The sequence below is a fragment of the Bartonella sp. SL317 genome (genome assembly GCF_059687655.1).
Genome location: NZ_CM185144.1, coordinates 1,704,611 through 1,726,421 on the forward strand (window position 1 = coordinate 1,704,611; position 21,811 = coordinate 1,726,421).

Sequence of the window (21,811 nt, forward strand, 5' to 3'; positions counted from 1 at the left end):
TATATGGTATCAGATATCTTGATTGTTGATGATGAAGCGGATATTCGTGAGCTTGTTGCTGGTATTTTAGATGATGAAGGTTATGAAACGCGTGTTGCTTGTAATTCTGATGAAGCATTGGCTCAAATTAGTGAGCGTATTCCAAAACTCATTTTCTTAGATATTTGGTTACAGGGAAGTCGCCTTGATGGTCTCGCACTGCTTGATGAAATTAAAACGCAATATCCGGCTCTTCCGGTTGTTATGATTTCTGGTCATGGGAATATTGAGACTGCTGTTTCTGCTATAAAGAGAGGGGCCTATGATTTTATTGAAAAACCTTTTAAAGCAGACAGACTTGTATTGGTTGCTGAGCGAACACTCGAAAACTCAAATTTGAAACGTGAGCTTTTAGAATTGCGAAAACGCTCGAACGAGACATTGGAATTACTCGGAAAATCAACGGTTATTAAAAATTTGCGCCAAATTATAGAAAAAGTAGCGCCAACCAATAGTCGTATCATGATAACAGGTCCTTCAGGGGCGGGAAAAGAGACTGTTGCACGAACCATACATGCGCTCTCAACACGTTCAGATGGGCCCTTTGTTACAATAAATGCAGCAACGATTACGCCGGAAAGAATGGAAATAGAGTTGTTTGGTAGTGAAATGGAGGGAAGAGAGCGCAAGATCGGTGCCTTAGAGGAAGCTCATGGTGGAATACTCTATCTTGATGAAATTGCTGATATGCCGCGTGAGACTCAGGGTAAGATTCTTCGCGTGTTAACGGGACAGGCATTTGAAAGAGTTGGCGGTACAAAACGTGTTAAAGTGGATGTTCGTATCATTTCTTCAACAGCGCAAAATCTTGAAAACCTTATTTCTGATGGGCGCTTTAGAGAAGATCTTTTCCATCGCCTTTCCGTTGTTCCTATTGCTATTCCTCCCCTTTCAGCCCGTCGTGAAGATATTCCAGAACTGGTTCATCATTTTGTAAAAACAATATCGCAGCAGGTTGGAATTAAGCCGCGTGAAATCAGTGATGATGTGATCGCTATATTGCAAACGCATGCTTGGCCGGGTAATGTACGGCAATTACGCAACAATATTGAACGTCTTCTCATTCTTGTGCGAGATGGTGATGGTCCTATAACAGCGGACTCTCTCCCCAGTGAAGTGAGTGATTCTTTGCCACGTTTTCAAATGGATTCAGATGAAAGTATCATGGATTTACCATTGCGTGAAGCACGGGAATTGTTTGAAAAGAAATATTTAGTAGCGCAAATTGGGCGTTTGGGTGGAAATATATCCCGCACTGCTGAATTTATAGGCATGGAACGTTCAGCTTTGCACCGTAAGCTTAAAGCGCTTGGAGTTTCTTAAAGTTATGCGTATTATTATTTGTGGTGCAGGACAGGTTGGTTATGGGATAGCAGAGCGTCTTTCTGCTGAAAATCACGATGTGACTGTTATTGATATTGAAACCAGATTAATTGAAAAAATTCGCGACACATTGGATGTAAGAGGTTTTGTTGGTCATGGTTCACGGCCTGAAGTTCTTTTGGCTGCTGATGCGGACAAAGCTGATATGCTGATTGCTGTTACTTTGTTTGATGAGGTGAATATGGTTGCTTGCCAAGTCGCTCATTCATTATTTAATGTTCCCACAAAAATTGCTCGTATTCGCTCACAATCTTATTTAGAACCACGCTATAAGACACTTTTTTCCAGAGAGAATATCCCCATTGATGTGGTCATTTCGCCAGAAGTTGAAGTTGGGGAAATGGTTTTACGCCGTATTGCTCTGCCTGGTGCAATAGATGTTCTTTATTTTTGTAATGATGATATTGTTGCGCTAGCCTTAGAGTGTATGGAAGATTGTCCTGTTATTAATACCCCTTTGCGTCAATTAACAGAGCTTTTTCCAGATCTTAATACAACGGTTACCGCGATTAAACGTGGCTCAGAATTGTTGATTGCACATTCAGAAACGCAATTACGCGTTGGTGATATAACCTATCTTGTTGTTGCTCGTGAGCAGATGCGTCGTGCTGTTGGGCTTTTTGGTCATAAAGAACAAGATGCCCACCGCATGATTATTGCAGGGGGGGGCACATTGGCCTTTATGTTGCTCAGGCTATCGAAAAGCGTCTCCATAAATTAAAATTAAAGATTATAGAATCGCAAAGAGAAAGAGCCCTTACAATCGCTGATCAGCTTGAAAAAACAACCGTTTTATATGGTAACGTCTTAGATCCGATGATTCTTCAAGATGCAGGCATTGATCAGGCCGATTTAATGATTACATTGACCAATCAGGATCAGGTTAATCTCTTAAGCGCTATTATTGCTAAAAGATTGGGATGCAAAGCCAATATGGTGTTAATTAATAATGTTGCCTACCAAGAATTTAGCCGTACTGTTGGTGTGGATGCCTATCTTAATCCACATAGCGTTACAATATCAAAAATTTTGCAACAAATGCGTCGTGGGCGTATTCGTTGTGTTCATTCAGTTTTTAATGGTCGAGCAGAAATTATTGAAGCTGAAGTAATGCAAACATCTTCATTGGTTGGTAAGTCATTATCAGAGCTTAATTTATCAGATGGTTTGAGAATTGGGGCAATTTATCGTAATAAGACAATAATACAGCTTTCAGCAGAGACGCGTATTTTGTCTGGTGATAGAGTAGTGATTTTTGCCCTTGCTGATAGAGTTCGTGATGTTGAACAACTTTTTCGCGTAAGTTTGGAATATTTTTGATATATTATTGATGGATATTTGTACTTTTTGGTATAGTGGACAGTTAAGATTGGTGGATAGGCTTTGTTTGTCCTCAATGGTCAAAACTGGACAGCGCGTTAAGCTTTTTAGTTATGATAAGAAAATAGATAATCTCCCTGCTGGTGTTGAATTGCATGAAGCCGAATCAATTTTACCGCGTTCAGCAATTTATCGCCTTGATCCCTCTTTTTCTGAGGATAAACCAGGATGTACAATTGTTCAGTTCTCGGATTTTTTTCGTGTTATGCTGATGAAATATCAACAAGGTGTTTGGTTAGATACAGATGTTTACCTCATTAAACAATTTCATCCAGATGCGAATAAGGTTTGGTTAGCAAGAGAAAATAATGTAAGAGTGGGCGTTTCTGCCCTTTATTTTCCTCCAGATAACCCTATCATAAAAGTGTTTGAAGATTATTGGGCAAGTACAGAAATTATTCCTCATTGGCTTGGTTTTAAGCGTCGTGTTTGGAGACCATTTTGGTTAAAGAGAAAAAAAATACCAGTTTTACCCAGAAATCTTGGCGTTACGATATTTGGCAATGATGGTATTTCACGATTAGCAAAACAATATGGTTTTTTTCACGAGGCAAAGGCAAAGCAAACTTTTTATTATTGGACAGGGCGAAAAACTGAGTACATCTTTGAACCAGCTTTTGGCATAAAACTGCTCACAGATTCACGCTTGATAGGATTTCATATTCACAGAAAGACCAAGACCACGCAAAGACCTCAGGAAGGAAGTTTTTACCATTGGGCAGTCTCTCGCATTCCTGAAGTTCATGGTTTGTTTTAAGTAGAGTTATTATCGCTATTTTAACCATTGGGATTTTAATCTATCCAAAACAGCTCTTGATTGTCGCGTGCACAAGAGGGTAATGTTAGCCTATGGATAAAAATATTGAATGTGTAAAGAGCGATTGTTATATGACAAGGAAAGTAAAAATATGAGTGATCCAATGAAAACAGCCTTAAGCCTTGTTCCTATGGTTATTGAACAAACCAATCGTGGTGAGCGGGCCTATGATATTTTTTCCCGTCTTTTAAAGGAGCGGATTATTTTTATTAATGGTCCTGTTGAAGATGGTATGGCAATGCTCGTTTGTGCTCAATTACTTTTCTTGGAAGCGGAAAATCCCAAAAAAGAAATTAGTCTTTATATTAATTCTCCAGGAGGGGTCGTGACATCTGGTATGGCAATTTATGATACGATGCAGTTTATTCGCCCTCCTGTTTCTACGCTTTGCATGGGGCAGGCAGCATCTATGGGATCGTTATTGTTAACAGCTGGAGCAAAAGGTCACCGTTTTACTTTACCAAATGCGCGTATTATGGTGCATCAACCATCTGGTGGTTTTCAAGGTCAAGCGTCAGATATTGAGCGACATGCACAAGATATTATAAAGATGAAACGGCGTTTAAATGAAATTTATGTTCAACATACAGGTCAAGATTATGAGGTTATTGAGAGAACGCTTGATCGCGATCATTTTATGACAGCAGAAGAAGCTAAAGCATTTGGCTTAGTTGATGATGTTATACATTATCGTGCTGAGACTGAAAAAGAAGAAAAGGATTAAGAATTTTTATAGAAAAAATAGCTATTTTAAATAAAGAGTTTTATAGAAATATCGCAAAATTAAAAGAGATCCCTAAAAATATTGAGACATTTATGATTTTCTATATGTCTTTTAGTTTTCATGATGAACAGCTTCCTTTGAAAAGGCGAAGTATTCATATATCGTGGTGAAAGGAAAGAAACATGAGCAAAATTAGCAATAGCGGGAACGAATCAAAAAATACTCTCTATTGCTCGTTCTGCGGCAAGAGTCAGCATGAGGTGCGTAAGCTTATTGCGGGGCCTACTGTATTTATCTGTGATGAATGTGTAGAGCTTTGCATGGATATTATTCGGGAAGAAAATAAGTCTTCTGGGGTTAAGGTGCGTGATGGCGTTCCTACTCCGCAGGAAATTATAACAGTTCTTGATGATTATGTTATTGGTCAGCAGCATGCAAAGCGTGTTCTTTCTGTCGCAGTCCATAATCATTATAAACGGTTGGCGCATCAGTCCAAAAGCAATGATATTGAGTTAGCGAAATCAAATATTCTTCTTGTTGGTCCAACGGGCTGCGGTAAAACTTATCTTGCACAGACATTAGCACGTATTATTGATGTTCCTTTTACAATGGCGGATGCGACCACTTTGACTGAAGCCGGCTATGTGGGGGAAGATGTTGAAAATATTATTTTAAAGCTTCTTCAAGCGGCGGATTATAATGTTGAACGTGCGCAGCGTGGTATTGTTTATATTGATGAGGTCGATAAGATTTCTCGTAAAGCTGACAATCCTTCTATTACAAGAGATGTTTCGGGGGAAGGTGTTCAGCAAGCGTTATTAAAAATTATGGAAGGAACGATTGCTTCTGTTCCTCCTCAAGGTGGACGTAAGCATCCGCAACAAGAGTTTCTTCAAGTTGACACGACAAACATCTTATTCATTTGTGGAGGAGCTTTTGCAGGTTTAGAGCGAATTATTTCAGGGCGTGGGGAAAAAACTTCTATTGGTTTTTCTGCGACCGTTAAGGCCCCTGATGAGCGTTGCGTTGGTGAAATCTTTCGTGATTTGGAGCCTGAAGATCTTATAAAGTTTGGTTTAATACCAGAATTTATCGGGCGCCTTCCTATCGTTGCTACTTTAGAGGATTTAGACGTTAACGCTCTCGTACAAATTTTATCACAACCTAAAAATGCTTTAGTAAAACAATATCAGCGCCTTTTTGAAATGGAAAATGTTGAGTTAACATTTCATGAAGATGCTTTACGTGCTATTGCGAAGAAAGCCATTGAACGTAAAACTGGTGCCCGTGGTTTACGTTCTATTATGGAGAAAATCCTGCTTGAGACGATGTTTGAGCTACCGGCTCTTGAAGGTGTTCAAAAAGTGGTTATTTCGAGTGATGTCGTTGATGGAAAAGCGCGTCCTCTTTATATTTACTCAGAATGTACAGAAGATAAAGAAAATGTATCAGCATAACAGTGTGCGCTGTACAATATAAAAAGTGGTAATGAACGGTATTAATGAGTTTTCTAATAATATCGTTATAATGCTTGATTTATGTGTTAGAAATTACCACTTCATGTATTGTGGAGAGCTGAGATTTTTTAAGAGTGGTCTCTGTGTTATAGATAGCTCATAGGCTCCAGAAAGGAGAGTTATGCAATATATTGATGAAAAGACAGATGAGTTAAGAGATGGGGTTTATGCTGTTTTACCTCTTCGTGATATTGTTGTTTTCCCCCATATGATTGTTCCACTTTTTGTGGGTCGCGAAAAATCGATTCGTGCTCTTGAAGAAACGATGGCGATTGACAAGCAAATACTGTTGGTGACACAAAAAAATGCCTCTGATGATGATCCAAAAGCAGAGGATATTTATCATATTGGTACATTTGCAAATATTCTTCAACTTTTAAAGCTTCCTGATGGCACTGTAAAGGTTTTGGTTGAGGGAACAGCCCGTGCAAAAATTAGTCAGTTTGCTTTAAGTGAAGGCTATCATCAGGCTTTTGCAACTGTTACAGAAGAACCTAAAGAGGGTGATGTTGAGATTGAAGCTCTTTCAAGGTCGGTAATTGCTTATTTTGAAAATTATGTAAAGCTTAATAAAAAAATCTCTCCTGAAGTTGTCAATGCAATTGGCCAGATTGATAATCCTTCTAAGCTTGCTGATACGATTGCCTCTCATTTGATGATTAAACTTGCAGAAAAACAGGAGATATTAGAGCTTTTACCTGTACGGGATCGTCTTGAACGTGTTCTGTCTTTCATGGAAGGAGAAATTTCTGTTTTGCAGGTTGAGAAGCGTATCCGTTCGCACGTTAAACGGCAAATGGAAAAAAACCAACGGGAATATTATCTCAATGAGCAGATGAAGGCTATTCAAAAAGAGTTAGGAGCAGGTGATGATAGCCGCGATGAGCTCTCTGAACTAGAAGACCGTATTAAGAGTACAAAGCTTTCCAAGGAAGCACAGGAAAAAGCTGTAGCAGAGTTGAGAAAATTACGGAATATGTCTCCTATGTCTGCAGAAGCGACAGTGGTTCGTAATTATCTTGATTGGTTATTAGCAATGCCTTGGGGTAAAAAATCTAAGATTAAAAACAATTTAGATTTTGCTGAAAAGGTCATGAATAACGAACATTTCGGTCTTGAAAAAGTTAAAGAGAGAATTATTGAGTATTTGGCCGTACAAAGTCGCGCGTCGAAGATAAAAGGTCCCATTATTTGTTTGTTAGGTCCTCCTGGTGTGGGAAAAACATCATTAGCGCGCTCTATTGCAAAGGCGACGGGACGTGAATATGTTCGTATCTCGTTGGGAGGTGTGCGGGACGAAGCAGAAATTCGTGGACATCGCCGAACATATATTGGTTCGATGCCTGGAAAAATTATCCAGTCTATGAAAAAGGCAAAAAAATCTAATCCGCTTTTCTTGCTTGATGAGATTGATAAAATGGGACAAGATTTTCGTGGAGATCCTTCTTCGGCTTTATTAGAAGTTCTTGATCCTGAACAAAATGGTACATTCACTGACCACTATTTGGAAGTTGAATATGATCTTTCTGATGTCATGTTTATCACAACTGCCAATACGCTTAATATTCCAGGTCCATTAATGGATCGAATGGAAATTATTCGTATTGCTGGTTATACTGAATGTGAGAAAATGGAAATTGTTAAGCAGCATCTTTTACCGAAGGCCTTAAAAGAGCACTGTTTGTCTAAAAAAGAACTCAGTATTTCTGATGGAGCACTAAGGTCGATTATTCAGTTTTACACACGTGAAGCAGGGGTTCGTAACCTTGAGCGTGAACTCATGAAAGTTGCCCGTAAATCTGTTACAAAAATTCTCAAAACGCATCAAAAATCTGTAAAAGTGACCGAAAATAATATTAATGATTTCCTAGGAGTAAAACGTTACCACTATAATCAGATTGAAGGAGAAAATTACATTGGTGTTGTAACAGGCCTTGCATGGACAGAGGTTGGTGGAGAGTTATTGACTATTGAAGGTGTTATGATGCCCGGAAAAGGAAAGATGACTGTCACTGGGAATTTGCGTGATATTATGAAAGAGTCTATCTCTGCGGCTGCATCTTATGTTCGTTCTCGTGCTGTTGATTTTGGTATTGAACCTCCGCTTTTTGAAAAACGCGATATCCATGTTCATGTTCCAGAGGGGGCGACACCAAAAGATGGTCCATCTGCTGGAATTGCAATGGTAACCGCGATTGTTTCGGTTCTTACAGGGATAGCTGTGCATAAAGATATCGCTATGACTGGAGAAATTACTTTACGTGGTCGTGTTTTACCCATTGGTGGATTAAAAGAAAAACTTTTAGCTGCGCTTCGAGGAGGAATAAAAAAAGTACTCATTCCTGAAGAAAACGTAAAAGATTTGGTTGATATTCCTGATGATGTCAAAAATAATATGGAAATTATTCCGGTAAATCATGTGAGTGAAGTTTTAAAACACGCTTTGGTTCGTTTCCCCGACACTATTGAATGGAAGGAGCCTTCTACAGTGGCTGTTCCCATCCGGTCAGAAAGCAGCGATAATGAAGGAATACAGATTGCGCACTGATTCACTTATCTCTTTATAACGGCCTCTTTTAGGGAGCAGAAAGTGTTTTCATAGTTGTTTTTTGGTTTTTTGTCGAAAAAAAATAAAAAATTCCGTGAATAACTGTGATTATTGCTAAAAAACAATGTTTTGGATAAAAATAAGACTTCTGTTTGCTGTACTTTTCAATAAACTGACCAATAACATGGATTAGATCATGTTGTCAGGTAATACAGGGAAAGGAAATATCTCATGAATAAAAGTGAATTGATTAGCTCCGTTGCTGAAAAGGCAGGTGTTTCAAAAGCGCAAGCAGGGGCTGTTGTTGATGCTTTTATGGCTTCTGTAACAGAGGCGTTGGCTTCAGGGGGAGATGTTCGTCTTCCAGGTTTTGGCTCTTTTGAAGTTTCTCATCGTGCTGCGACAAAGGGGCGTAATCCTTCAACTGGTGCTGAGATCGATATTCCAGCACGTTCTGTACCTAAATTTTCTGCAGGAAAAAGCCTTAAAGAAGCAGTTAATAAAAAATAATATAAACGATATTAAAAAAAACCCGATTTATTTATTATCGGGTTTTTTAATATATATGCACCGTACGCGTTTTTCATACAAAAATTTTTGAGATTTGTACGGTACTTTTCTTATTTCATGAATTTCTAATATATTTGAAAATCATTTCAAATATTGTCTAAAATACCGTGGTTTTTAAATGTATTGTCTCAAGCTTATTTCAATAAATATTCTATTTTAATAATAGGGCATTGTATAGCTTATAAATATGATGTTTACTTTTATGATATGGAAGCGCTACGGTATTTATTTCCAAATAACACTCATAAAGGGTATAAGGTAAAAAAACTGTGAAATTCATAAAAGCTATTATGAGTTACTGTCTTTTTGCTTAATAGAAGTGCACATTGTGCCATCATACTATTTTCTCAGTTTCTACAATATTGCGGTGAGCATTCAGCATTTGAGGCGGGTGTTCTAAGAGGTCGTTTTATTCCTTTTTTTATAGTTCTCTTAACTTACAGTAACAATTTGCTTATAAGGCAGTAATTGACTGGTTAAGCAGATGATTTTTTTTTGGCTCTTGAGCTGGAAAAAATATATTCAGCTGTTTTTTTTAATATTTTAGGTCCATATTTTTATTTCACTTGTGCTATACAAGTGATTTTTTTCATTACATAAAAGTTAAAATTATAAGATCTTATAAATATTAAGGAATGAAGTAAATAATAAAAATTATATTATAGAGTAATATAATATTATAACTTAATGAATATTGATAAAAGTAAATTATTATTTCTATTTGATATAGATTTATTTTTAATTGTCATAATAAATTTATACCGTTAAATTGTTTTTTTCATTGAGGTATATTAAATGATTTATATAGATAAATAATTTTTATAATAAAAAATTATTTCATATCTTTTACATTATTGAATAAATGATGAAATATAGAACAGCGTCTATTGATTGAGAGAGCCTTTTAAACAAGGCTTTAGAATGATTATTTTATGAGGGTTATAGAGATCTATTCAGTAGATGAGAAATAAATCATGTATTTTTTATAAACAGGGGCTCTTGGATTCTTTATTTGTTAGCCACTGAATACAATCATTGAGAGCTCTCGCTGTTATAACTTGTTTTTTTGCTAATTTTTTTTCTTTACTTGGCAAGCGTTTTCCTGAATGTTTTAGAGAAGCAATAGGGGGAAGAGTTCGAAATTGATATTCATTGGCTGGAAAGACTGTCTTTCTGCATCTTCATCTATAATGTGCCCCCCTGTAATATGATTCAAAAGAGCTCCAAACGCTGTGGTTTGTGGGGGGAGACAAGGACATTTATGATGATAGTCGGCCGCAGAAAAACGTCCAGCAAGAAGCCCTATTGCTGCTGATTCTACATAACCTTCACATCCGGTAATTTGCCCAGCAAAGCGTAGCTGTTTTTTTTGTTTTAAACGAAGAGTTGGATCAAGAATGATTGGAGAGTTGAGATAGGTATTGCGGTGAAGACCACCAAGACGTGCAAATTCTGCTTTTTCAAGACCGGGGATCATTCTAAAAATACGGATTTGTTCGCCATATTTCAGTTTTGTTTGAAAGCCGACCATATTGTAAAGCGTTCCAAGTTTATTATCTTGGCGCAATTGAACGACAGCATAGGGTTTAACGGTGGGATTATGAGCATTGGTTAAGCCCATAGGCTTCATCGGTCCGTGTCTTAAAGTTTCCAGTCCACGCTCAGCCATAATTTCAATGGGGAGGCATCCATCAAAATAGGGCGTTTTTTCAAAGTCACGAAACTCTGTTTTTTCTGCATTCTTTAATGCTTCAACAAATAATTCATATTGTTCTTTGTTGAGGGGACAATTAAGATAATCTTTTCCTGTTCCCTCAGGACCAATTTTATCGTAGCGAGACTGATACCAACAAATATTCGTATCAATACTATCGGTATGGATAATAGGGGCAATAGCATCAAAAAAAGAAAGAGCTTTTATACCGGTTATTTCTTTTAATTCTTGAGCAAGTGCAGGTGAGGTAAGGGGCCCCGTTGCAATGACAACATGCTTCCAATCTTCGGGAATATCTTGAATTTCTTCGCGTTTGATTGTTATAAGCGAATGATTTTCAAGTGCTGATGTCACAGTTTTTGAAAATCCATCACGATCCACAGCAAGAGCACTCCCTGCAGGGACTTTGTTAGCATCAGCCGCTTTCATAATCAACGATTTTGCTAATCGCATTTCAGCATGTAAAAGTCCTACGGCATTTGTTGATGAATCATCAGAGCGAAATGAATTTGAACAAACCAGTTCTGCCAATTTATCGGTTTTATGGGCATCTGACTTTTTTTGGGGACGCATTTCATGCAAAATAACAGGAATTCCTGATTGAGCGATTTGCCAGCTTGCTTCACACCCTGCAAGACCGCCACCGATGATATGAATTGGAGTATCAAATGTCTTTAGCATAATCGACTTTTAGCGTAAGCCGCCGTGTATGAAAAGCCTAGATTTTGTTTTTATTTTTTATAAGAATGGTGTGTATTGAGTTTTTTTAATATATTTGTTTGCTTTTTTTCTATAATTAATGGTATAGAAACGCCGCTTGTATAAGGTTATTAGCTTGCTAAGTTTGAGCGGATGTGGCGAAATTGGTAGACGCACCAGATTTAGGTTCTGGCGGGAGACCGTGGGGGTTCGAGTCCCTCCATCCGCACCAAAGCAATCCCTTAAGTGCTACGGATTTCTAAATGTCTGAAATTCCGCTTCATGGTAATGTAACACTTAAAGTGTTAAAATGTAATGATGATTAGAGTGGGTTTATCCCTCTCCTTGAGAAAAATGAAGGTGTTTAATGCAGGTTACCGAGACGCTTAATGAAGGACTGAAGCGCGAAATTAAGATCGTGGTTCCAGCGAAAGATTTAGAAGAAAAACTAAATGAACGATTGGATGATACCAAGGGTAAGGTTAAGCTTAACGGTTTTCGTCCCGGTAAAGTGCCAAGTGGACATTTGCGAAAAATGTACGGTAAATCTTTTATGGCGGAGATTCTCAATGAGATACTCGCTGATGCGCCACGTTCTGTCTTAGCGGATCGAAATGAACGTGCAGCGATGCAGCCGAAAATTGATATAGATGAAGATGAAGAAATTCTAGAGGGAAAAGCCGATTTTACTTTTAGTTTAAAGTATGAAGTTTTACCAAAAATTGAAATTAAAGATTTTGAACATATTGAAGTTATTCGTGAAATTGCAGCTATTCCTGAAAAGGACATTGATGAGCAAGTTAATCGCGTCCTTTCTTCTACGCGTAATTATTCTCTAAAAGAAGGGGTTTCTGAAGAAGGTGATCGTGTTACCATAGATTATTTGGGTAAGCTTGAAGGAGTTCCATTTGAAGGAGGGGCAGATAATGACGCCCCATTGATTCTTGGATCAAAACAATTTATTCCTGGTTTTGAAGAGCAATTGGTTGGTGTGAAAGCAGGGGATGCGAAAACGATTTCTGTTCAATTTCCTGATAATTATAGTGCCGCACATTTGGCAGGACGGGAGGCAGAGTTTGATATTACTGTCAAAGCTGTTTTTAAACCAGACGAGTTAAAAATTGATGATGAAGCAGCGCAAAAAGTTGGTTTAGAATCTCTAGAGCGTTTACGTGAGGTTGTTCGTGGGCAGATTGAAAGTCAATATGGTTCAATGACACGTCAAAAAGTTAAACGTCAGATTCTTGATGCTTTAGATGCTGATTATAATTTTGAGATTCCTGAGGGTCTTTTAGAAATTGAGTTTAACAATATATGGGCGCAGGTTAATGATGATTTGAAAAAGGCTGGGCGTAGTTTTGAGGACGAAGGGATTACAGAAGAAAAAGCCCGAGAAGAATATCGTGTTCTTGCACAACGTCGTGTCCGTCTTGGTTTGGTTCTTTCTGAAATTGGAATGAAGGTTGGTGTTAAAGTTAGTGAGGATGAGCTAAAAGCAGCCGTTTTTGAGCAAGTTCGTCAGTATCCTGGACAGGAAAAAGAGATTATGGACTTTTTCCGTAAGACACCGGAAGCTGTTGAAAATCTACGGGCTCCGATTTTTGAAGAAAAGGTCATTGATCATTTGTTAGCGAAGATAAAAGTCACAGATAAAGAAGTGACGGTTGAAGAACTGATGAAAGAATATGACGAATCAGATATTCCTGAAGAAAAGACAGCAAAGAAAAAATCTTCAGTGAAAGAAAAGTCTGCAGAAAAAGCATCAGCTAAGAAAAAGGCTCCTAAAAAAGCGTAGATTTAAATGAATAGAACAAGCTCGATGGAATCGGGTTTGTTTTAATTATATTCTAGGCTTACACTGGGAGTAGTTTTAGATGAGCCGTGAGATATGTTTTAAAATATTGGTAGTGGATTGGCAATGAGCATCATTGATACGCGTATTCCTGATTCTAAGCGTTTTATTTCTGGCGTTACAGGTGATTGGGAAGTCATCATTGGCATGGAGGTTCATGCACAAGTCATATCAAATTCGAAACTTTTTTCAGGAGCATCAACCAAATTCGGTGCAGAGCCGAATAATCATGTATCACTTATTGATGCGGCTATGCCAGGAATGTTGCCGGTTCTTAATCAAGAATGTGTTCGTCAAGCGGTTCGAACGGGTTTAGGATTAAAAGCGCGTATTAATTTAAAATCTGTTTTTGATCGTAAGAATTACTTTTATCCAGATTTACCGCAAGGGTATCAGATTTCTCAGTTTCGCTATCCCATTGTAGGGGAGGGGAAGATTACCATATCTGTTGGTCCAGATTCGAATGGCCAATTTGAGGATATCGAAGTAGGGATTGAAAGGTTGCATCTTGAACAGGATGCTGGGAAATCCATGCATGATCAACATCCAACGATGTCTTTTGTGGATCTTAATCGCTCTGGTGTTGCTCTTATGGAAATTGTTTCCAAACCTGATATGCGCTCATCAGATGAAGCCAAAGCTTATATGACAAAACTGCGGACGATTGTTCGTTATTTAGGAACCTGCGATGGCAATATGGATGAAGGTTCTATGCGTGCGGATGTTAATGTATCCGTTCGTCGTCCTGGTGAAGATTTTGGAACGCGTTGTGAAATAAAAAACGTTAATTCTATTCGCTTTATTGGTCAAGCAATTGAATATGAAGCACGTCGTCAGATCGCAATCTTAGAAGATGGAGGCGTTATAGAGCAAGAAACACGTCTTTTTGATGCCACTAAAGGTGAAACACGCTCTATGCGTTCAAAGGAAGAAGCGCATGATTATCGTTATTTCCCTGATCCTGATCTTTTGCCATTAGAATTTGATCAGGCATTTGTGGATGCTTTGGCAGCAGACTTGCCTGAATTGCCTGACGCTATAAAAGCACGTTTTGTTAAGGAAATGGGATTGACCGTGTATGATGCTTCCATTCTTGTGACAGAAAAGGCTATTGCGGATTATTTTGAAGAAGTAGCGTATGGGCGTGATGGAAAAATAGTTGCCAATTGGGTGATTAATGACCTCTTAGGAGCTTTAAATAAAGATAATCGAGAAATTGAAGCGTCACCAGTATCGCCAAATCAGTTGGGAAGCATTATTGATCTTATAAAAGAAGGCGTTATTTCTGGGAAAATTGCCAAAGATCTTTTCGAGATTGTTTGGAATGAGGGGGGAGATCCACGCCAAATTGTAGAAGAGCGCAATATGCAGCAGGTAACAGATACAAAGGCTATTGAAAAAGCCGTTGATGAGATCATTGCCAATAATTCTGATAAAGTTGCGCAGGCAAAGCGAAAACCTGCTTTAGCAGGTTGGTTTGTTGGACAGGTCATGAAAGCAACAGGGGGTAAGGCAAATCCTCAAACTGTTAATGAATTGGTTAAGATAAAACTTGGCATAGATTAAATTTTATGGGGTAGAGAAAAGTCCGTAAATATGATATCTTGTCGAAATTAAGGGATAGTCAGTTATCCAATCAATTTAGGTATGGCTGGATTTACCAGTCACTTTTTTGCTAATTTCAAGCATTACTAAGTTTATTCCAGCGCTTGATTTTATTATGAGCATACTGAAGAAATGGAATAGGAAATGGCTCGTTTTTTTAAGCAAATATTTACCTGGTGGAATGGTAATACCATCGGTACACGTTTTTTTACATGGCGCAAAGGTAAGCGGATAGGAGAAGATCAATTTGGAAATATATATTATGAAGGGGGACTTCATAAAGATGGTTATCCGCATCGTTGGGTTATTTATAAAGACTATTCGGAAGCTTCCACTATTCCACCAGGTTGGCACGGTTGGATTCATCATCGCTTTGATAATCCACCAACACAGGAGGATTATCACCCCTATGAATGGGAAAAGCCTCATGTTGCAAATATGACAGGAACAAGTGAGGCTTATCGACCAAAGGGAGCTATTCCTTACAATGATGAGCGTCCTTTTGTGCATGAGGATTATGATGCCTGGTCACCTAAAAGATAAAATGGTCACCTAAAAATAGAATGTTTTAATGGGCATGTGTATTTTCATCTTATTGGGCTCGATGTTATGATAAGTGTTATTTTAAAGGTGCGATTGATTTTGAGATGATGAGCTTTTTTTTATTATTGAGGTTGAGGCGTTTTAGATATATTTTTTTTATGGGAATTTTGGTTTTTTTATCCTTAAATAGTGGGGCGCGTGCTGAACGTATTAGCAATGGGATTGCTGTTTTTGCAGGTCTTGATAAAATTACGGGGCGGACGATACGTTTTGAAGTTTCTCTTGGTAAAACTTATCAGTATGGTGCATTGCAGGTGACGCCTCGTGCTTGTTATACGAGCTCTAAAGATGAACCAACGCGTACAACGGGTTTTGTTGAAGTTAATGAAGTAACATTAGATAAAAAAATACGGCGTATTTTTACAGGATGGATGTTCGCAGACAGCCCCGGTTTAAACGCTGTTGAGCATCCTATTTATGATGTGTGGTTAAAAGACTGCAAGCAGGCTTCTCAAGATTTACCTCTTCAATGATTACGGTGTTATCTATTTGTAATGCATTGATTTATAATGAGAGTTTATTATTTCATAATTCGAATTTGAAGTTTGAATTTTTATGATTTTTTCATTCTAAACTTTTTATATTGAAACGAGCAAAACCATTGCCTTATTCGTTACAAGCGGCCTGCTATTTAAGAAAGAAATAAAAATTTCTTTCATGAACCTTTTGAATCTAAGGATGCATTCTGAAAATGAATGCATTGTTTTTTAGAGTATCTCATAGGCAACAATTCTTGAATTATATCTATTAGAAGTTGAAGTAAAAGGCTTATTCATATTTGTTAAAAAGATAAACTGATTCTTATGCCTTTAATAAGGTTAAACCTCTCATGAAGAATGGAACATCACTGCGTTTCATATTTATGGTCTTGTTTTAAAGTGACCTTTCTTAAGGCTCGTCACATTCATTTCATGATGGCGCTCATGAATGATATAAAGATAAATCCATTAAGTATTTCCCATTTTTAGGCTTGTAGAAGAATAAGCAGAGATCATCACACACTTGGGACCGCGCCAATGTTGCTCCTCGACAGTCCTTGACACTTAAAACTCTTCATAAGAGGCATTTTTATTCTTCTCTTGTATCGTTTTATCAACTCAGCTCTTTTCGCTTGTAACGTGAAAGCCAATGGTTTTACTTAATTCAATATAAATGAGTTTGGGATGAGAGAATCTTACGATATTGAGAGATCTAACTCAATATGAATAAAACTAAATTATCATTATAAATCAAAATATTGACTTTATGGAAAAACAGACATGTAAAGTGCATAGTTTATGAAACACCAATGATTATATCGAGAAAAAACAAATGTGCTGATAGGCCTTTATTCTCGCGGAGATTTCTTTTGTCATTCAAAAAGTAGAAGCAATTCAAGCTCTTTTGTTGGAACAATTAAGCTTTAAGATTATTTAAAACTTTAATTGCAGTATAGCATGATTTAAAAATGCAAAAATTGATATGTTTCTGGAAAAAAGCAACATTTATGGTATTTTACATGTTTATGATAGAGAGCTTTACGAGAAGTTTGTTTATTTATAAATTTTTGTATATTTCATGACAAGCTTCACATTTTAATAAGCAGAATATTACTGATTTTGTATATGATATTTTTGACATCCCTGCTTCTCAACATCTCTTTATATAAGAGACATGTGTTTTTACGGTGAGCCATTGAAAGTTTAAAAAAGAGTTGCGAAAAGCCGTTAAAAGATTTCGTATCACGGGGGAGGGGTGCCTTTATTTTGCGTAAAGAATGCTCCGTTTTTCTAAAGAAATAAGAGATTTTATATAATGAAAGTTTCTAGTCATCAATATAAGAATGTTTCCCGATTGCCGAGAAAACCTAAAGAACCTTTATTGAATGTCCCATTTATTATTGTTGTTTTGATAGCATTTTGTTTTTGTCTTTATTGCATTCCTCAGTATTTTTTTTCTCCTCAGCTTTATATTGAAAGTCTTGAGCTTTTTTCATTTACGCCAGCATTGTTTAAGACGGATCCTCTCGCATTTTTTTATACCATGGTGAGTTATTCATTTATGCATGGTAGTTTTAAACATGTTTCTCTTAATATGGTTTGGCTTTTGGTTTTTGGTTCTCCTTTAGTAAGGCATTTTGGTGTTTTACGTTTTTTAATTTTTTGGGTTGTAACGGCGGTTATTTCTGTTTTGACTTATTTTATCTTTCATCAAGAAAGTGTCATATCACTTGTTGGGGCCTCAGGGGCTGTATCTGGCATGATGGGAGCTATTGCACGTTACGGTTTTCCCAGCAGTTATTTAGGTGCTAATACGCAGAACAAAAAAACTTTGGGGGCTTTATTATCCATCAAAAAAGCTCTTTGTTCCAAGGGCGTACTCATTTATATAAGTGTATGGCTGGCAGCTGATTTTATCATAGGTATTTCTTCTGTTCTGTTTGAAGAAAATGGTATCTCAATAGCATGGGAAGCACATATTGGCGGATTTGTTACGGGGTTTTTGTTGGTTCGTTTTTTTGATGTCTCACAAAAAATTAAAAGCTAGAATCTAAGATATCGATGTGCTACATAAAGTGCTATTGTTGCGGCATTTGAAACATTTAATGATTTAATATTTCCAGGCATATCAAGGCGAGCTAAAGCGCAAACGGTCTCACGAGTTTTTTTACGCAAGCCTTTGCCTTCTGCTCCTAAAACAAGAGCAACTTTATTTCCTATTAATGCTGTTTCTAGAGGTTGCTCCCCTTCTGAATCAAGACCAAAGCTTGTAAAGCCTGTTTGGTGGAGCTCTTGAAGAGTTTCAGCAAGGTTTCGTACGGTAATGTAATGAATCATTTCTAGGGCCCCAGATGCCGCTTTCGCAAGAACGCCGCTTTCTTGGGGAGAGTGTCGGTAAGTAGTAATAAGTGCTTTAGCTTTAAATGCAACGGCAGAGCGCATAATGGCACCAACATTATGGGGATCAGTAATTTGATCCATGACAATGACCAGATCACTATTGGTTAATTCCGATAGTTTGCATGGTTTGAGAGGAGACGTTTCCAAAACAATCCCTTGATGAACTGCCTCACTTCCAACGAGCGAATCAAGATATTTGGGGGTGCATAATGTAACAGGGCAAGGATAATCTGATTCGGATACATTTAATCGTTTCAAGGCATTTTGTGTAACGTAAAGACATTTAAAAATTCTTTTTGGGTTTTTTAAAGCAGCCTGAACAGAATGAATGCCATAAAGACGGATTATCCCTTGCTGTAAGGCAACAGTTTCCTTCTTTAGCTGCGTAGAAGATCGAGAAGGAGAGCCTTTTCTATCACGATATTGACGACGTAAACGAGCATAATGAGAATTTTGTGATGTTTTATCTTTCATAACTTCTTTATAGCGTCTTAATAAGAAAAATAGCTAGAAAAAATCTATAATTTAAAGTTATGAGCAGGAAATTTGTACAGAATTGTATTTATTCTGTTGACAGATACAATCGTAATCGTCATAACCACTTCGCAATCAGATTGAATTGAATGGGTGTTCGAGATGATTGTCGTGATGCCTCATCGCGCAACTTTGCCGGTGTAATGGAGGGGTGCCCGAGTGGTTAAAGGGGGCGGACTGTAAATCCGTTGCGTATGCTACGTTGGTTCGAATCCAACCCCCTCCACCATTCATCGAAGGAGAGTTAGTCCATGGGTCTGCGGGTATAGCTCAATGGTAGAGCAGCAGCCTTCCAAGCTGAATACGCGGGTTCGATTCCCGCTACCCGCTCCAGATGGTCACAGTGGTTATTGATGACTAGGCAGTTCGATGTGATATACGATGGAAGATATTCCATTGTTTAAAGTGGGCGGGCTTTTCCGTCTAGGTATTATGGTGATTGGGCTAGTTATAGGGTCCAGTTGAATTCAGTTCTGCAGACCTGTTTTTAGGGGCAAATGATTAGAGAATAGAACAAGAGACTAATAGCAATGGCGAAGAGCAAGTTTGAACGTACGAAACCACATGTTAATATTGGTACGATTGGTCACGTTGATCATGGGAAGACTTCGTTGACAGCAGCGATTACGAAATTTTTTGGTGAATTTAAAGCTTATGATCAAATTGATGCGGCACCAGAGGAGCGTGCCCGTGGGATTACCATTTCTACAGCACATGTTGAGTATGAAACGGAAAATCGTCACTATGCCCACGTTGATTGTCCAGGACACGCTGACTATGTAAAAAATATGATCACTGGGGCAGCGCAAATGGACGGTGCCATTTTGGTTGTTTCTGCGGCTGATGGTCCTATGCCTCAGACCCGTGAGCATATTTTGCTTGCTCGCCAAGTTGGTGTTCCAGCGATTGTTGTTTTTTTGAATAAAGTTGATCAGGTTGATGATGCAGAGCTTTTGGAGCTTGTAGAGCTTGAGGTTCGTGAGTTATTATCCAAATATGACTTCCCAGGTGATGATATTCCGATTGTTAAAGGTTCTGCATTGGCAGCACTTGAGGATAAAGATAAAAGCATTGGAGAAGATGCGGTTCGTCTTTTAATGAGTGAAGTTGACAGTTATATCCCAACACCTGAGCGTCCTGTTGATCAACCATTTTTGATGCCAATAGAAGATGTTTTTTCTATTTCGGGTCGTGGAACGGTTGTTACGGGTCGTGTTGAACGTGGTATCATTAAAGTTGGAGAAGAAATCGAGATTATCGGCATTCGTCCAACCTCTAAGACGACGGTGACAGGCGTTGAAATGTTCCGCAAGCTTTTAGATCAAGGTCAAGCAGGTGATAATATAGGGGCTCTGCTTCGTGGTGTTGATCGAGAAGGAATTGAGCGTGGTCAAGTATTGGCAAAGCCTGGTTCTGTTACACCACATACCCGTTTTAAAGCAGAGGCTTACATTTTGACGAAAGATGAAGGAGGCCGTCATACGCCCTTTTTCACGAATTATCGTCCACAATTTTACTTCCGTACGACGGATGTTACGGGTATAGTTACGCTTCCTGAAGGAACAGAAATGGTTATGCCAGGCGATAATGTTGCGATGGATGTGTCTCTGATTGTTCCGATAGCGATGGAAGAGAAACTTCGTTTTGCTATTCGTGAAGGTGGTCGTACTGTTGGTGCTGGTATCGTCTCTAAGATCATTGAATAAATAATGCTTGTTGAAACATTGCTGGAAGGATTGCTAAAGGTTTTTTAGTTTTTAGAGTTAGGGGTATAGCTCAGTTGGTAGAGCGGCGGTCTCCAAAACCGCAGGTCGCGGGTTCAAGTCCTGCTGCCCCTGCCAAAAGGGAGATAGGGTTTTAGATATGGGAGGTGGATTCTTGCTGCCTTTTTCGCTTTTTTTTATATAGGGCTTGTTTTTTTGTGTGTGAAACGCTATTGAATAAGAAGTAAGGAAAATTGCATCAGTCTGGAAATTGGCTTTTGCATTTTTTATATTTATTTTTGTATAAAACGCAATGAGACTAGAAGAAAGTACGTAGAGCTAGAGAGAGTATAGTGTGGCGATGGCATCTAAAACCAATCCGATTACCTTTTTAAAGCAGGTTTATGCAGAAACAGCTAAAGTGAAATGGCCAACACGTCGTGAGACTGTTATTTCTACTGTTATGGTTTTGCTGGTGACGGCCTTAGCTTCAGTTTTCTTTTTTGTTGTAGATCAGGTTATGCATTTTAGTGTTTGGCGGGTTATTGATCTTCTGAAATATCTTTTTAGTTGAGAATGTGAGGAAGTGTGACTGTGGCGGCTCGTTGGTATATTGTTCAGGCATATTCAAATTTTGAAAAGAAAGTAGCGGAGGCTATTGATAAGGAGGCGAAGCAAAAAGGACTTGATCATTTATTTGAAAGAATTTTCGTTCCAACGGAGCGTGTTGTAGAAGTTCGTCGTGGACGAAAGGTTGATGCTGAACGGAAATTTTTTCCTGGCTATGTTCTTGTTCGTGCTGAATTAACAGATGAAGTTTACCATCTTATTAAGAATACACCTAAAGTGACGGGCTTTTTAGGGTCTGATTCGCGTCCTGTTCCTATTTCTGATCGAGAGGTTGAGCAAATTCTCAAACAAGTTCAGGAAGGGGTTGAGTCTCCAAAATCTTCTGTATTGTTTGAGGTTGGAGAGCAAGTCCGTGTTGCTGATGGTCCTTTCGTTTCGTTTAATGGAATTGTTCAAGAGGTTGAGGAAGAGCGCTCTCGTCTTAAGGTTGAGGTGCTCATTTTTGGGCGTCCTACGCCTGTTGATTTGGAATTTGGTCAGGTTGAAAAACTCTGATTAAACTTAGAGTTTTTAAATGACTTTAAGGAAGAAGTGGGAGGTGATTTATGGCTTTTGTCGGCTTAATGATCCAAACCACATGACTGCAGCGGGTGGCGAGCAAGATATCGAGAAAG

General features: G+C 38.2%; 15 protein-coding genes, 4 tRNA genes and 2 pseudogenes. 19 read left to right on the forward strand and 2 right to left on the reverse strand.

The features are described from left to right. The first annotated feature begins 3 nt into the window (after nt 1-3). The 7 genes and pseudogenes from ntrX to AC6ER9_RS07065 all read left to right on the forward strand — a co-directional run bounded on the left by ntrX (nt 4) and on the right by AC6ER9_RS07065 (nt 8,918). Nucleotides 4-1,362, forward strand: coding sequence for a nitrogen assimilation response regulator NtrX (ntrX, locus tag AC6ER9_RS07035; protein WP_497074059.1), 1,359 nt, complete (start codon nt 4-6; stop codon nt 1,360-1,362). Nucleotides 1,363-1,366: 4 nt separating this feature from the next. Continuing rightward, a pseudogene (gene trkA / locus AC6ER9_RS07040) lies at nt 1,367-2,742 on the forward strand (Trk system potassium transporter TrkA). 10 nt (nt 2,743-2,752) lie between these two features. Beyond that, nucleotides 2,753-3,559 (forward strand): glycosyltransferase family 32 protein, encoded by an 807-nt coding sequence (locus AC6ER9_RS07045; RefSeq protein WP_497075306.1) that lies wholly within the window; start codon nt 2,753-2,755, stop codon nt 3,557-3,559. A 151-nt stretch (nt 3,560-3,710) separates the two neighbouring features. Further along, nucleotides 3,711-4,343: an ATP-dependent Clp endopeptidase proteolytic subunit ClpP gene (gene clpP / locus AC6ER9_RS07050; protein WP_212112123.1), complete on the forward strand. Its 633-nt coding sequence runs from the start codon at nt 3,711-3,713 to the stop codon at nt 4,341-4,343. A 182-nt stretch (nt 4,344-4,525) separates the two neighbouring features. Then, nucleotides 4,526-5,800 carry an ATP-dependent Clp protease ATP-binding subunit ClpX gene (clpX, locus tag AC6ER9_RS07055; RefSeq protein WP_497074060.1) on the forward strand — a complete coding sequence of 425 codons (1,275 nt, stop codon included), beginning with the start codon at nt 4,526-4,528 and terminating at the stop codon, nt 5,798-5,800. A gap of 181 nt (nt 5,801-5,981) precedes the next feature. Beyond that, nucleotides 5,982-8,408, forward strand: a complete 2,427-nt coding sequence (lon, locus tag AC6ER9_RS07060; protein WP_497074061.1) for an endopeptidase La — start codon at nt 5,982-5,984, stop codon at nt 8,406-8,408. A gap of 231 nt (nt 8,409-8,639) precedes the next feature. After that, nucleotides 8,640-8,918 carry an HU family DNA-binding protein gene (locus AC6ER9_RS07065; RefSeq protein ID WP_497074062.1) on the forward strand — a complete coding sequence of 93 codons (279 nt, stop codon included), beginning with the start codon at nt 8,640-8,642 and terminating at the stop codon, nt 8,916-8,918. Between the two features lie 1,043 nt (nt 8,919-9,961). Here the strand turns inward: AC6ER9_RS07065 and trmFO are convergent. Further along, nucleotides 9,962-11,373 (reverse strand): annotated as a pseudogene (gene trmFO / locus AC6ER9_RS07070) (methylenetetrahydrofolate--tRNA-(uracil(54)-C(5))-methyltransferase (FADH(2)-oxidizing) TrmFO). Nucleotides 11,374-11,540: 167 nt separating this feature from the next. On the opposite strand from trmFO, the gene AC6ER9_RS07075 reads away from it, so the two are divergent. The 6 genes from AC6ER9_RS07075 (at nt 11,541) to AC6ER9_RS07100 (ending at nt 17,977) form a co-directional block, all read left to right on the forward strand. Beyond that, nucleotides 11,541-11,623 (forward strand) — tRNA-Leu (locus AC6ER9_RS07075). Between the two features lie 135 nt (nt 11,624-11,758). Next, nucleotides 11,759-13,186 carry a trigger factor gene (tig, locus tag AC6ER9_RS07080; RefSeq protein ID WP_497074063.1) on the forward strand — a complete coding sequence of 476 codons (1,428 nt, stop codon included), beginning with the start codon at nt 11,759-11,761 and terminating at the stop codon, nt 13,184-13,186. A 123-nt stretch (nt 13,187-13,309) separates the two neighbouring features. Beyond that, entirely contained in the window at nt 13,310-14,809 is a 1,500-nt protein-coding gene (gene gatB, locus AC6ER9_RS07085; RefSeq protein WP_497074064.1) for an Asp-tRNA(Asn)/Glu-tRNA(Gln) amidotransferase subunit GatB, read from the forward strand. Between the two features lie 183 nt (nt 14,810-14,992). Beyond that, complete coding sequence (locus tag AC6ER9_RS07090; protein WP_497074065.1) at nt 14,993-15,391, forward strand: NADH:ubiquinone oxidoreductase subunit NDUFA12; 399 nt, start codon at nt 14,993-14,995, stop codon at nt 15,389-15,391. Nucleotides 15,392-15,498: 107 nt separating this feature from the next. Continuing rightward, a complete protein-coding gene (locus AC6ER9_RS07095; RefSeq protein WP_497075307.1) occupies nt 15,499-15,924 on the forward strand; it encodes a DUF2155 domain-containing protein in 426 nt (141 codons plus the stop codon). 1,321 nt (nt 15,925-17,245) lie between these two features. Continuing rightward, nucleotides 17,246-17,977, forward strand: a complete 732-nt coding sequence (locus AC6ER9_RS07100) for a rhomboid family intramembrane serine protease (RefSeq protein ID WP_497074066.1) — start codon at nt 17,246-17,248, stop codon at nt 17,975-17,977. Here the strand turns inward: AC6ER9_RS07100 and AC6ER9_RS07105 are convergent. Beyond that, nucleotides 17,974-18,804 carry a TrmH family RNA methyltransferase gene (locus tag AC6ER9_RS07105; protein ID WP_497074067.1) on the reverse strand — a complete coding sequence of 277 codons (831 nt, stop codon included), beginning with the start codon at nt 18,802-18,804 and terminating at the stop codon, nt 17,974-17,976. The genes AC6ER9_RS07100 and AC6ER9_RS07105 overlap by 4 nt on opposite strands. A gap of 205 nt (nt 18,805-19,009) precedes the next feature. On the opposite strand from AC6ER9_RS07105, the gene AC6ER9_RS07110 reads away from it, so the two are divergent. The 6 genes from AC6ER9_RS07110 (at nt 19,010) to nusG (ending at nt 21,692) form a co-directional block, all read left to right on the forward strand. Then, nucleotides 19,010-19,093, forward strand: a tRNA-Tyr gene (locus AC6ER9_RS07110). Nucleotides 19,094-19,123: 30 nt separating this feature from the next. Beyond that, nucleotides 19,124-19,197, forward strand: a tRNA-Gly gene (locus tag AC6ER9_RS07115). Between the two features lie 197 nt (nt 19,198-19,394). Further along, complete coding sequence (tuf, locus tag AC6ER9_RS07120; RefSeq protein ID WP_142417119.1) at nt 19,395-20,570, forward strand: elongation factor Tu; 1,176 nt, start codon at nt 19,395-19,397, stop codon at nt 20,568-20,570. A gap of 59 nt (nt 20,571-20,629) precedes the next feature. Continuing rightward, nucleotides 20,630-20,705 (forward strand) — tRNA-Trp (locus AC6ER9_RS07125). A gap of 223 nt (nt 20,706-20,928) precedes the next feature. After that, entirely contained in the window at nt 20,929-21,141 is a 213-nt protein-coding gene (gene secE / locus AC6ER9_RS07130) for a preprotein translocase subunit SecE (protein ID WP_497075308.1), read from the forward strand. Nucleotides 21,142-21,161: 20 nt separating this feature from the next. Beyond that, nucleotides 21,162-21,692 carry a transcription termination/antitermination protein NusG gene (nusG, locus tag AC6ER9_RS07135; RefSeq protein ID WP_497074068.1) on the forward strand — a complete coding sequence of 177 codons (531 nt, stop codon included), beginning with the start codon at nt 21,162-21,164 and terminating at the stop codon, nt 21,690-21,692. Nucleotides 21,693-21,811: the final 119 nt, after the last annotated feature.